General features: G+C 39.7%; 12 protein-coding genes. 5 read left to right on the forward strand and 7 right to left on the reverse strand.

The features are described 5' to 3' along the window. Window positions 1–188: 188 nt before the first annotated feature. Both AAEY57_RS17445 and AAEY57_RS17450 read left to right on the forward strand, forming a co-directional pair. On the forward strand, window positions 189–716 hold the full coding sequence (locus AAEY57_RS17445) for a VC2046/SO_2500 family protein (RefSeq protein ID WP_350608371.1): 528 nt from the start codon (window positions 189–191) through the stop codon (window positions 714–716). Window positions 717–928: 212 nt separating this feature from the next. After that, the gene (locus tag AAEY57_RS17450; RefSeq protein ID WP_008113037.1) at window positions 929–1,231 is read left to right on the forward strand and encodes a DUF6172 family protein; all 303 of its coding nucleotides are present in this window, start codon (window positions 929–931) and stop codon (window positions 1,229–1,231) included. A gap of 67 nt (window positions 1,232–1,298) precedes the next feature. On the opposite strand, the gene AAEY57_RS17455 is transcribed toward AAEY57_RS17450, so the two are convergent. The 3 genes from AAEY57_RS17455 to AAEY57_RS17465 all read right to left on the reverse strand — a co-directional run bounded on the left by AAEY57_RS17455 (window position 1,299) and on the right by AAEY57_RS17465 (window position 3,033). Then, window positions 1,299–1,775: a YchJ family protein gene (locus AAEY57_RS17455; protein ID WP_036954321.1), complete on the reverse strand. Its 477-nt coding sequence runs from the start codon at window positions 1,773–1,775 to the stop codon at window positions 1,299–1,301. Between the two features lie 39 nt (window positions 1,776–1,814). Continuing rightward, the gene (locus tag AAEY57_RS17460) at window positions 1,815–2,249 is read right to left on the reverse strand and encodes a SulA-like leucine-rich domain-containing protein (protein ID WP_024601139.1); all 435 of its coding nucleotides are present in this window, start codon (window positions 2,247–2,249) and stop codon (window positions 1,815–1,817) included. A gap of 322 nt (window positions 2,250–2,571) precedes the next feature. Continuing rightward, on the reverse strand, window positions 2,572–3,033 hold the full coding sequence (locus tag AAEY57_RS17465) for an SEL1-like repeat protein (RefSeq protein ID WP_036954326.1): 462 nt from the start codon (window positions 3,031–3,033) through the stop codon (window positions 2,572–2,574). 118 nt (window positions 3,034–3,151) lie between these two features. On the opposite strand from AAEY57_RS17465, the gene AAEY57_RS17470 reads away from it, so the two are divergent. Next, window positions 3,152–4,444, forward strand: a complete 1,293-nt coding sequence (locus AAEY57_RS17470) for an NCS2 family permease (RefSeq protein ID WP_008113045.1) — start codon at window positions 3,152–3,154, stop codon at window positions 4,442–4,444. A gap of 115 nt (window positions 4,445–4,559) precedes the next feature. On the opposite strand, the gene AAEY57_RS17475 is transcribed toward AAEY57_RS17470, so the two are convergent. Then, window positions 4,560–5,315: a hypothetical protein gene (locus AAEY57_RS17475; RefSeq protein ID WP_013465225.1), complete on the reverse strand. Its 756-nt coding sequence runs from the start codon at window positions 5,313–5,315 to the stop codon at window positions 4,560–4,562. Between the two features lie 295 nt (window positions 5,316–5,610). Here AAEY57_RS17475 and cysB point away from each other — a divergent pair, with 295 nt between their 5' ends. Next, the gene (gene cysB, locus AAEY57_RS17480) at window positions 5,611–6,588 is read left to right on the forward strand and encodes an HTH-type transcriptional regulator CysB (RefSeq protein WP_008466190.1); all 978 of its coding nucleotides are present in this window, start codon (window positions 5,611–5,613) and stop codon (window positions 6,586–6,588) included. Between the two features lie 265 nt (window positions 6,589–6,853). On the opposite strand, the gene AAEY57_RS17485 is transcribed toward cysB, so the two are convergent. The 3 genes from AAEY57_RS17485 to pabB all read right to left on the reverse strand — a co-directional run bounded on the left by AAEY57_RS17485 (window position 6,854) and on the right by pabB (window position 10,258). Then, entirely contained in the window at window positions 6,854–8,230 is a 1,377-nt protein-coding gene (locus AAEY57_RS17485) for an L-serine ammonia-lyase (RefSeq protein ID WP_054201138.1), read from the reverse strand. A gap of 101 nt (window positions 8,231–8,331) precedes the next feature. Further along, window positions 8,332–8,907, reverse strand: a complete 576-nt coding sequence (locus tag AAEY57_RS17490; protein ID WP_350608372.1) for an NUDIX hydrolase — start codon at window positions 8,905–8,907, stop codon at window positions 8,332–8,334. After that, window positions 8,900–10,258: an aminodeoxychorismate synthase component I gene (gene pabB, locus AAEY57_RS17495; protein WP_350608373.1), complete on the reverse strand. Its 1,359-nt coding sequence runs from the start codon at window positions 10,256–10,258 to the stop codon at window positions 8,900–8,902. The genes AAEY57_RS17490 and pabB overlap by 8 nt, the downstream gene beginning before the upstream one ends. Before the next feature lie 166 nt (window positions 10,259–10,424). On the opposite strand from pabB, the gene AAEY57_RS17500 reads away from it, so the two are divergent. Then, window positions 10,425–11,951 (forward strand): fumarate hydratase, encoded by a 1,527-nt coding sequence (locus tag AAEY57_RS17500; RefSeq protein WP_350608374.1) that lies wholly within the window; start codon window positions 10,425–10,427, stop codon window positions 11,949–11,951. The last annotated feature ends 130 nt before the right edge of the window (window positions 11,952–12,081 follow it).

The following is a 12,081-nucleotide window of genomic DNA, read 5'->3' on the forward strand; positions in this document are numbered from 1 at the left end:
GAGCTGGATTCGAACCAGCGAAGGCTGAGCCGTCAGATTTACAGTCTGATCCCTTTGGCCGCTCGGGAACCCCTCCAATGCAACGCGGCAGATAATAGCAAACTTCTTATTTAAGTAAAGAAAAAAGCTAAAGAAAATTCAAATTTAGCCGATAAATACTTATTAATTAGTTAAATAGGCTAAAGTCTATGCAGTTTGGTGATTTGTTAATCACGGAGAGCCAGTTAAAAACGAGGCTTAACGAAAGTGTGCACGAAAACCGCCGAGGCGAGTTTGCACTTTTATTAGCAATGCTCTCTCACGATGCACTCGATTTTAGTGAATTCCACCTACCCAAAAGTGACACTAAGCATTATCATGCCGATGAAGATGCTCTGCGTAAACAATTTGGCGCAGGTCCAAAGCAGCCACTAGCGCCAGATACCTTTAATATGTTAATTGGTAAAAATAACACAGAGCTTTTAGCAAAAATGGGAAGCGCTGTAGGGATGAGTGATATAAAGTTAACTCAGTGCTTAAAGCCTGAGCCATTTAATATTCGTGATGATAAAAACCACATTCCGCTTAACGTAATGGATAACTGTGAATTAGCGGTACGTCGACGAATTAAAAATACCAACACCGAGTTATCAAACCCTCAAATGGATGCGGTGGCATTTTATGATGATTTACAAAATGAAGCTATCTACCAGCCATTACATTTGTTTAGTGCCTAATTATATGTGTTCAATTGCTGCTTTATACATGCCATTTGATTGTAATAAACTGTGTTTATAGTAGTAAGTAACTATTGGTTTTATAGGTGCTTTATTTTAATAACTGATTTAATATAAAAAAAGCATCCAAAATTTAAATGCAATTGCTATAATGGCGCAAATGGTATGACATTAAATGCCATTATCATTAAACCAAGGTAATTAGGAACGTAATGAAGAAAACATTCACGCTGAATCATGAGAAAATCAAATACCCTCGTATGGTTGATGCTGCAAAGCATGAAGTGAAAAAATATTTGAAAAGAGAACGTAATAAAACTTTACCTGTTGATGCCGACTACTGGGCATTCGATTGTAAGTTTGGCAACACGGCTGAAGAAGCCCAAGTGGTTCACGTTGCTGAAATTAACAATCACATCAGTGAAATTGAAAAGCAAGGTTTAACTTCTTTTTACTTAGAGATTTTAGCAAGACCTGCACAGCGTCAAGATTTCGATGAAGATGATGGCGAATAAAACGCTAATTTGCGTTTAGTGTAGTTTTTGAAAATGGGCCTTGTGGCCCATTTTTTGTAGCTGTTATTTAAACACTATGACACTTTTTATACTTTTTATTACTGCCGCAAGGGCACGTATCATTGCGTTTTACTTTAATATCGGCAACCGGTGTAATCTCACCATCAAGGTATCGCCATTGTCCATCTTCTTTAATAAACCTTGAATTTTCTGCTAACTGGCAATATAAATCTTGATAAAAGTAGTGAGCTTTAAATGTAACAAATCCTGTTTCATCATTATAACCAGAGTCTAATACGGTTAAGTTTATAAAACGGCAACTATTTGCAAAATCTTTAATTTCTGAAATTGAATTTTCAGCTTGTTTTTCTTTTGCATAACTTTCACGAACAAAAACCGCGTTTTTAACAGCATAAGCACTGTAGCGTGCACGCATAAGTTGCTCTGGTGTGTGTGGCTGTTTGGTTTTTAAATGAAAAGGCTCGCAGCAATCAGCATAAGGTTGCTGACTGCTACAAAAACATAATAGGGCGTTAGAAGTCATGATAAATGTACTGTGTATTAAAACGCTAGTTTATCAAGCTTATTGCGTAAGTGAAATCTCAGGGTGAGCGCTTTTTTTGCTAAAGCAATACAACTTAGTGCGCGTATGGCTCAAGTTTAATGATAACTGCGACAGTTGTTGGTTATTTATTATGTCAGTCCAGGTGATCACCGCGGCAAAATTTCCATTGTGAAGTGCAGAACTTAAAACATACTCTAAATTAACTAAATGCTTTTGACGAATAACCAGCAATTTACTGGTATCAATTGAGCATGAATCAAGTAGCGCTTTGCTCGGTACGTTATCGGGTGCTATTAACAGTGTCCATGCGTTTAGGCTGTTGTATTGGTGTAATACTTTTAATAACTCAAACGTTGCTGAAATTTCATCTTCAATTTGTACAACGTTAACACAATCTGATTGGTCATCTTGTTGATAGCTTTTAACTGTTCTTAGGGTAATTGGCTGTAACATAATCTTCTCACTCACTGGGTTTTTATACAGTACATTCATACAGTAGTTTATACAGTTGTTTGGTGCAAGTGTTTTTTGCTATTTTTTTGTACAGTTATTCATCTTAAAACGCGACAGTTATTATAAATATACAAATAATCTATATATAACAAAGGTTTAATTTTTATTGGAAATTAATCCCCACAGAATTAATTTTAAGGCTGGGAGCAAATAAATACAGATGAACAGGGGGTATACAGTAGTTTAAATTAATTAAGCGTGCTTGCTTTGGCTATAAACGCTTAATTAATTTACAGATGAAATGAGTTGCTGCGCAGTGAAATTATTTTTCGCTACTAGAGGGGATCAAATGTGAGAATTGTAACTGATGAATTTGTTCATACAGGCTGGCTGCGTAGCATTGAGCATCTTTAAGTCGTTTGGTACTAATATGTTTTCGTATATCGCTCATTGCTTCTATGGCGGGTTCATAGCCTTGACTACCGGCTAAGCTAAGCCACGCAGCACCATGAAATACACTTTGCGGCACACCTTGTCCTTTTATAAAAAACAGCCCTAAATAAAACTGCGCGCGATAATTTCCTGCCATTGCTGCCAAACGCATCCATTTTGCGGCTAAGGCGCCTTGTTCATTTTTAAGGTAATAAAGGGCTTTATTTAATATGTCTTGATCGGTGTTTTTAGAGCTCGCAGGGAGATTTGCATCGCTTGGTTGCGTTACAAAAGAAAGAATGTTGTCTAATTGTTGCTCTAAGTCTTGGCCACTTGGTGTCGTTTTGATCATGCTACTTCGTTTGTTATTTTAATCACTTAGCTAGTTTAGTATATAGCAAGGTAAAATGTCCTGTAAAAAGTTATTTTTATGCTAAAATCTCGCCACTTTTTACAACCACAAGTTTATTATGCTCGAAGCCTTATTCAAAATCCGTGCAAATGATTCTTCGGTTCGCCGTGAATGTATTGCCGGTATGACTACATTTATTACGATGGTTTATATCGTATTCGTTAACCCAGCTATGCTTGCTGAAGCCGGTATGGACCAAGGTGCTGCCTTTGTTGCCACCTGTATTGCAGCTGCAATAGGGTGTTTTATTATGGGTTTGTGGGCCAATTATCCATTGGCACTGGCACCGGGTATGGGATTAAATGCATTTTTTACCTATGGCGTTGTATTAGGTATGGGTTATAGCTGGCAAGCTGCGTTGGGTGCGGTATTTATGTCAGGGTGTATATTTTTAATTTTAAGCTTGTTTAAGGTGCGAGAGTGGATTATTAATGCAATCCCTCTGGTGCTCAAGCAAGCAATAGCAACGGGTATTGGCGCATTTTTAGCTCTCATCGCACTTAAAAGTGCCGGTATTATTGTATCAAGTCCTGCAACACTGGTGCAGTTGGGTGATATTACCTCGCCAGGTCCTTTATTGGCTATTTTCAGCTTTTTTGTTATTGCTGCACTGCTTTATCGCGATTTTAAAAGTGGCGTACTGATTAGTATTTTACTAGTCACCGCGATTGCTGTGTCTATGGGGTTAGTGGAGTATCATGGTGTTATTGCTATGCCACCTTCTATCATGCCGACCTTTATGCAACTGGACTTTAGTGCCGCGTTTGAACTGTCGATGTTGAGTGTTATTTTTGCGTTTTTATTCGTTGATTTGTTTGATACCTCAGGCACGTTAGTTGCGGTAACTCAGAAGGCTGGTTTAGCAGATAAAAACGGTAATATGCCGCGTTTAGGTCGTGCATTAAGCGCCGACAGCACAGCAACTATTGCAGGTGCAATGCTCGGTACTTCAACAACCACGTCATACATTGAGTCTGTTGCAGGTGTATCTGTTGGTGGTCGAACGGGTTTGACCGCTGTGGTTGTGGGTTGCTGCTTTTTACTGATGATGTTTTTTGCGCCTTTAGCTCAAATGGTGCCTGCATACGCAACCGCGGGAGCTATTTTATATGTATCTGTATTGATGCTACAAAACTTAAAGTTTGTAAATTGGGACGACATGACTGATGCAATTCCGGTGAGTGTTGTATTATTAATGACACCGCTGACTTTCTCAATTGCACACGGTATTGCACTTGGTTTTATTTCTTATACGGCAGTAAAAGTGCTGTGTGGCAAAAAAGATCAGGTAAGCATTAGTGTTTGGATTTTAACTGCCTTGTTTATTGTTAAGTTCGCATTTTTATCTTAATGCAGGCAGCTTGTTAGAATACGTATATGTCTTAGTATGTAAACACAAAGTGGGGCAAAATCCTATTCAAAAAAAAGCCCATGCAACTGCATGGGCTTTTTTATTTAGAAAGGAGTTACCATTTCTTTTTAGGTGCAAATAATACGTCTAAATCATCTTGCTCTTGTTCGTTCTTTTTCTTCAATGATGTAGCATTTGATGCCTTGAGTTCATTACTTATCGTTTCAAGGTAGCCTTCAACTTCAGCTCGTTTTGCCGTAATGTAATCGTCATTAAATGAAACACTGTTAAGTGTGGCAGCTGCTTTTTCAAAGTACTGCCTAGCAGAGCCTATCATTCCAGCTGTTTGCGCTGATAACCCTCGTTTTATTTGGCTTTCAATGTTGATTCTTAGTTGTAGCTTTTCAAGGCGTTTGTCTTCTGCAATAAATACCTGGCTGTCTACTTTGCCTTTATTATGCTCAGAACGAATAATAGTGCGTAACTTTTTAATACCTTGTATCAGCGATATCAGTTGTTTGTCGTTGCCTGGTAATACAAAGCCATCTGAACCGTCTTGAATTGGGTTTTGTAGTCGCTCTTTTGCTTCTTTTAAGCGGTTTTTTAGTCCACTACCTCCGCTTGAAATAGACACCATTTGACTGAGCGCATCATGAATTCGTCGTTGTAATATTCGCTGAGTTGCCTCTGAAAGTGGAATGTTGGCGCTATTCATTAATGCTTCTTCGGTTTCTTCAATGATTGCTTTTTGTTTTGTTAACTCTTTGCGTCGTTCAGCTTCTTGTTTTTCTTTGTGTTGCTGAACAGCACTAACCCATAGTGCAATGACTATAAGTGCAACAATTAATACAATTATAATGGAAACTATCATGTTATAATTCTCAAATTCTTAACCTTATTATCTAATCTTACATTAAATATATAAAAGGTGGGAAACTTTGCTCAGATTAACTGAAAAAAGCGTCACCATAAAGCGTTTAAATCTTAATATGTTATGTTTCGATTGCTGATAATCATTGCTATCTCAAGTTTATTTATTGTGTTAACCTGAAATTTCAACAAATTAATTGTTATATTATGTAACATTAATCAGCCTTTTATATAGCTACCTATAGTTAGGGTGCGCTTTTATCTGTCAATGTGAATTATAACGAAACTACATAGCCATGAAATTACAACAACTTAGATATATCGTAGAAGTTCAAAATCATAAATTAAATGTTTCAGCTACGGCTGAGAGTTTATTTACCTCCCAGCCTGGTATTTCTAAGCAAGTACGTATGTTAGAAGATGAGCTCGGTGTACAAATTTTTGGCCGCAGTGGTAAGCATTTAACTCATGTTACAGGCGCTGGCGAGGAAATCATTAACATATCACGCGAAATACTCTCAAAAGTTGAGGGTATTAAAGCGGTGGCGAATGAACATACTTTACCGGATCAAGGCAAACTTAATATTGCTACCACGCATACACAAGCACGGTATGCGTTACCGAGTGTAATTAAAGGCTTTACTCAAAAATACCCTGCGGTATCACTGCATATGCACCAAGGTACACCACAGCAAATATCGGATGCAGCCGCTCGCGGTGATGCTGACTTTGCCATTGCCACAGAAGCGCTTCATTTATATTCAGATTTAGTAATGCTGCCTTGCTACCATTGGAATCGTAGTATTGTGGTTGCTAAAGATCATCCCCTTGCGAAAAAAGTGGATAATTTAACAGTGGCTGATATAGCCCAATACCCACTCATTACTTACGTATTTGGCTTTACAGGTCGTTCGGAGCTCGACAAAGCATTTAATGCTTACGGATTAGAGCCACATATTGTATTTACTGCCACCGATGCCGATGTCATTAAAACGTATGTGCGTTTAGGGCTAGGTGTGGGTGTGGTTGCATCTATGGCAATTGATCAGGTAAACGACAGCGACTTAGTATGCATTGATGCTAGCCATTTATTTGAGGCGAGCACGACTAAAATTGGCTTTAGAAAGGGCAGTTTTTTACGCACCTACATGTATGACTTTATCGAACGTTTTGCACCGCATTTAACTAAAGAGCGAGTAGAGCGTGCGAGTTTACTGCGTAATCAAGAAGATGTTGATAAGTTATTTGCTGATATTGAATTGCCGGTTAAGTAACCGCCATAAACAGCAATGAAAAGCCGCTTAGTTTTGCAACTAAGCGGCTTTTTTTGTGCTATGTAATTAACCTGAACTGTGGATAATAAATCCATCTCAAGCAGCTATTTTCAGCGCTAACTGCGTTGAATTTACTTGCAATAGGCTAGCTATTGACGCGTAATTTCGCCTTGTTTTCACTAAAAATCTCTAGCTAGAGAAAATAAACATAAATATCATTTTGATTCAATATGTTAGTAAATCTATTAACCAGAGTTCAGGTTAATTAACACTCGATAATGTTAACAGCTAATCCACCGCGAGCGGTTTCTTTGTATTTTGTTTTCATATCGTTACCGGTATCGAGCATGGTTTTAATTACTTTATCAAGCGATACTTTTTGTTCTCCACTACCGCGAATAGCAAGACGAGAAGCATTAATTGCTTTAATAGCGCCCATTGCATTACGCTCAATACAAGGTACCTGCACTAAGCCGCCCACTGGATCGCAGGTCAATCCTAAGTTATGTTCCATGCCAATTTCAGCGGCATTTTCTACGTGTACCACGTTACCACCAACAATTTCAGTCAGCGCACCAGCAGCCATTGAACAGGCAACACCAACTTCACCTTGGCAACCCACTTCAGCACCTGAGATAGAGGCATTTTTTTTGTATAAAATACCAATAGCGGCCGCGGTTAATAAATACCGAGTAGCAATGTCGCGATCAACTTCTTTGATAAAAGTATGATAGTACATTAATACGGCTGGTAGGATACCAGCTGCACCATTTGTTGGTGCAGTAACCACACGACCGCCTGCTGCATTTTCTTCATTCACTGCTAATGCGAATAAATCAACCCAATCCATAGCACGAAGTGGATCGTTACTCACTTCTACATTGAGCTTTAAATATAAGCTTGGTGCACGGCGTTTTACTTTCAAACCACCAGGTAAAATACCTTCGGTACGCATACCACGTTCAATACAGGCTTTCATTACTTGCCAAATATTAAATAATTCATCTTTTATGGCTTCTTCACTGCGTAAGGTTTTTTCGTTTTTCATCATTAACGTTGATACGCTGTAACCCGACTCTTTACACATTTCGAGTAATTCTTTAGCCGTTCCAAACGGGAACGGGGCAGGGTTTTCTTCGCGAATATCTAAGGCCGCTTGTTTTTCTTTTTCAAACTCTTCATCTGTAACAATAAACCCGCCACCAATAGAGTAGTAAACTTTGCTATATACTTTTTCGCCATTGTTATAGGCAATAATTTCCATTGCGTTGGAATGTTTAGGGAGTGTTTTTCTACGATGAAAAACAATAGCGCCTTGTTTAGGGAATTTAGCTTTATGAGTTTGGTTTAGATAAATAACCTGCTCATTTTCTATTTTTGCTAAAATATCGTCCACTAAATCGGCATCAATGGTTTCAGGGTCATAACCGGCTAGGCCAAGGATCACTGCTTTTCCCGAACCATGACCAACACCTGTTTGCCCCAGTGAGCCGTAAAGCTCTACTTTTACATCGGTTACATTTGCTAATAGTTGTTGCTCATCTAGGTCATTAACAAATAAGCGTGATGCACGCATTGGGCCGACGGTATGTGACGATGAGGGGCCAATACCAATGCTAAACATGTCAAATGCACTGATCATAATGTGTGTCTCTACTTAGTTTTCTCAGCATTAAGCTGTTCTTTGAACGGTCAACTATAATAACGTGGAAATGCAGGTGTGTAACCCTTATTAGCAAAGATTTAAACTGGTATGGCGAGTTGTTTTGTAAAGTTTTTAATAATGCTGGCTGTGGCACCCCACAAAAGCCCGTGAGGAGTGATAAAGCCATTTAAGGTAATGATTTTTCCACCTCGTTCAAATGGCAAAGGTTGCCAGTTAGCCGCGTTATTCAGCGCTTTTATAGAGAGTAAAAAGCTGGCTTGTACTTCGTTATGATCGTTCTCCCATACCGTTTCTTTTTTAATTAACCCCACAAAAGGACGTATAGTAAATCCAGTAAGGGTAGAGTATTCCGGCAGCTGACCTAAAACTTGAACATTATGCGGGGGAATGTTTAGCTCCTCATGTAATTCACGCAGTGCCGTGGTGCGCAGGTTAACATCATTAATTTCAAATTTACCACCCGGTAAACAAATCTCCCCAGGGTGGTGATGTAAATAGGTTGGCCGCTTACACAATAAAACATGTGCTTCGTTATCTATATCAATCAAAGGTAGCATCACCGCACTGGCGCGCTTTTTTTTATTATCTTTGAGCTGATCCACGGCTAAACTGCGGTTTAATTGAAAACGAGCCGAAATGGTTTCACTATTCAAAGCGACCTTCATTTAATATAGGAAGTATTTTATTTACTTTATCGTAAGTTTCTTGATATTCCAATTCGACTTTTGAATCAGCAACAATACCACCCCCAGCCCAACAATATATTTGTTGTTGATGTGTGACTAAAGTTCGAATAGTAATACTGGTGTCCATATTGCCGCAGCCACTAATGTAACCAATAGAGCCACAATAAATGCTACGTCTATGTGGCTCTAGTTCTTCTATTATTTCCATGGCACGGACTTTTGGTGCGCCTGTAATTGAACCACCAGGAAACGCAGCTTCCAGTTGATCAACCGCTGTTTTACCCTCATCAAGGGTTGAGGTGACCGTACTCACTAAATGGTGTACCGCCGGAAAACTTTCAATAGCAAATAATGAGGGCACAATAACCGAGCCCGGTTTAGCGACTTTTCCTAAATCATTTCGCAGCAGGTCCACTATCATGACATTTTCGGCGCGGTCTTTACTCGAATTTGCCAGCAAGGTCGCTTGTTTTGCATCCTCAAGGGCATCTGCTTTGCGAGGTAAAGTCCCTTTAATGGGTTTTGTTTCTACTTTATTGTCGTGTACTGCAATAAAACGCTCGGGTGAGATTGACAAAATAGCGCCCTGAGGATGATTAATAAAACTAGAAAAAGGCGCTTTATTAGCCTGAGTTAATTTAACATAGGCGCTCCAAGGCGAGCCTTGGTAATGTGCGCTAAAACGCTGCGCTAAGTTAATTTGATAGCAATCACCACTTTTTAGGTATTCTTCAATCGCGGCAAAGTTTTCGCTATAGCTAGTCTGACTCATATTTGACTGCCACGGTGATGTAAGCGAAAAGCTTTCATGTTTAGGTGGTTGCGCTAAATATTGCTGATATAGCCAAAGGCGGTCTACATTGGGCTGCGAAACATAAAACCACTTACGCAGTTGCTTATCGTAAATCAGTGCATCGAGGTAAAGTCCAACCGCCATTTGCGGTAAATTTATGTCGTGTAAAGCGCTGCTTGGTAGTTGCTCTATAGTACGGCCTAAGTCATAGCCAAAATAACCCAGCCAGCCACCATTAAAAGGTAAGTTGTTGGCAGCTTTAGTGCTGTCTAACTTTGCCAGTTCATTATTCATTATTTCAAAGCAGCTTTTTATGTTTGGCTGGTTATTAAAAACGCTTTGATTATTTTCGACTTCAAGGGTGCTCTGGGGGTCAATCGCAATAATGTCAAAACGACTGTTTATGTGATCACTATCACCCGAATCTAATAAAATGGCGTAAGGCAAATGAGCAAAATGCGAAAATACCTCAATACAATTTTGTGATATGGCTAATTCAACACAATTTTTTTTATTGTTTAGCATTTACTACCTCTATAAGAACTGGCTCCAAACGGGCTGGGAGGGTATCATAAGTCAAATTTATTTGGCAGCGTTTAGTGAGCGCTGTAGTTGAAAACAGTTCGAACCACCGTCACGGGTTTGATATCGCTTACGTGCTGCGTGAGTAACAACAACTTAAGGAACCACTATGAGTACAATTCGTCAGCAAGACTTTATTGATAGCATTGAAGATGCCTTGCAATACATCTCGTTTTACCATCCTCTTGATTTTGTTCAAGCACTAGAGAAAGCGTATAACAAAGAACAAAGTAAAGCCGCTAAAGATGCGATTGCGCAAATTTTAATTAACTCGCGTATGTCGGCAGAAGGTAAGCGCCCACTGTGTCAAGATACCGGGATCATCACTTGTTTCGTAAAAGTAGGGATGGATGTTAATTGGGATAAAACCGACTTAACCGTACAACAAATGGTTGATGAGGGAACGCGTCGTGCGTACTTAAATCCAGATAACCCTTTACGTGCATCGATTGTTGCCGACCCTGCGGGAACACGTAAAAACACTAAAGATAATACGCCATCAGTGGTTCACATTGACTTAGTTGCAGGCGATAAAGTCGAAGTGATGGTCGCTGCTAAGGGCGGCGGCTCAGAAAACAAAAGTAAAATGGTGATGTTAAACCCATCTGACGATGTGGCTGAGTGGGTAGAAAAAACGCTACCAACAATGGGTGCGGGTTGGTGTCCACCAGGCATGCTAGGCATAGGTATTGGTGGCACGGCAGAAAAAGCAGCGGTAATGGCCAAAGAGTCATTAATGGATCCGGTTGATATTCATGAGCTTATTGAGCGCGGTGCAGAAACAACAGAAGAAAAACTGCGTTTAGAAATTTTTGATCGTGCGAATAAGTTAGGCATTGGTGCTCAAGGCCTTGGCGGCTTAACTACGGTTGTTGATGTTAAAATTAAAACGGCGCCTACTCACGCGGCTTCAAAGCCTGTGGTTATGATCCCAAATTGTGCAGCGACCCGCCACGTACACTTTACGCTTGATGGTTCAGGCCCTGCGAATTTAAAAGCACCTAAATTAGAAGATTGGCCAGAAGTGACTTTCGAAGTGGGTGAGGGCACACGCCGTGTTAATTTAGATACTCTTACTAAAGAAGACACTAAAGAATGGAAAATGGGTGAAACCGTTTTACTCTCAGGTACTATTTTAACGGGTCGAGATGCTGCTCATAAACGTCTTCAGGATATGATCAACTCAGGGGAAGGTTTACCTGAAGGTGTTGATTTTGATAACAAGTTTATTTACTACGTTGGCCCTGTGGATGCAGTAGGCGATGAAGCAGTAGGCCCAGCGGGTCCTACAACGGCAACTCGTATGGATAAATTTACCGACATGATGTTAGAAAAAACCGGCATCGTAGGTATGATTGGTAAAGCTGAACGAGGCCCAGCAACGGTTGAGTCTATTAAAAAGCACCAGTCAGTGTATTTGATGGCGGTAGGTGGTGCGGCATACTTAGTATCTAAAGCAATTAAAAAAGCACGTGTTGTTGCCTTTGAAGATTTAGGTATGGAAGCTATCTACGAATTTGAAGTAGAAGATATGCCAGTAACAGTTGCCGTAGACAGTGAAGGAGCAAATGCTCACACCCAAGGCCCTGCTATTTGGAAAGCAAAAATTGAAGAGCTAGACAGCAAAATGAAGTAAATTTTTACTTAAAAAGCAATCATATAAGCGAGCACTGTGTGCTCGTTTTTTTATTTTCAGCCCCTAAACCACCTACTTCAGTAGGTGGTTATCATCAAATAGGCTTTGCCTGTAAAAAGTACTCATGTTA

This window comes from Pseudoalteromonas sp. MER144-MNA-CIBAN-0113 (assembly GCF_040308965.1).
Classification (GTDB): Bacteria; Pseudomonadota; Gammaproteobacteria; order Enterobacterales; family Alteromonadaceae; genus Pseudoalteromonas; species Pseudoalteromonas tetraodonis.

What these genes read in the sequence shown, in the direction of transcription:
- AAEY57_RS17445 (WP_350608371.1), top strand. Translation starts at nt 189, where the DNA reads ATGCAGTTTGGTGATTTGTTAATCACGGAGAGCCAGTTAAAAACGAGG.
- AAEY57_RS17450 (WP_008113037.1), top strand. Translation starts at nt 929, where the DNA reads ATGAAGAAAACATTCACGCTGAATCATGAGAAAATCAAATACCCTCGT.
- AAEY57_RS17455 (WP_036954321.1), bottom strand. Translation starts at nt 1,775, where the DNA reads ATGACTTCTAACGCCCTATTATGTTTTTGTAGCAGTCAGCAACCTTAT.
- AAEY57_RS17460 (WP_024601139.1), bottom strand. Translation starts at nt 2,249, where the DNA reads ATGTTACAGCCAATTACCCTAAGAACAGTTAAAAGCTATCAACAAGAT.
- AAEY57_RS17465 (WP_036954326.1), bottom strand. Translation starts at nt 3,033, where the DNA reads ATGATCAAAACGACACCAAGTGGCCAAGACTTAGAGCAACAATTAGAC.
- AAEY57_RS17470 (WP_008113045.1), top strand. Translation starts at nt 3,152, where the DNA reads ATGCTCGAAGCCTTATTCAAAATCCGTGCAAATGATTCTTCGGTTCGC.
- AAEY57_RS17475 (WP_013465225.1), bottom strand. Translation starts at nt 5,315, where the DNA reads ATGATAGTTTCCATTATAATTGTATTAATTGTTGCACTTATAGTCATT.
- cysB (WP_008466190.1), top strand. Translation starts at nt 5,611, where the DNA reads ATGAAATTACAACAACTTAGATATATCGTAGAAGTTCAAAATCATAAA.
- AAEY57_RS17485 (WP_054201138.1), bottom strand. Translation starts at nt 8,230, where the DNA reads ATGATCAGTGCATTTGACATGTTTAGCATTGGTATTGGCCCCTCATCG.
- pabB (WP_350608373.1), bottom strand. Translation starts at nt 10,258, where the DNA reads ATGCTAAACAATAAAAAAAATTGTGTTGAATTAGCCATATCACAAAAT.
- AAEY57_RS17500 (WP_350608374.1), top strand. Translation starts at nt 10,425, where the DNA reads ATGAGTACAATTCGTCAGCAAGACTTTATTGATAGCATTGAAGATGCC.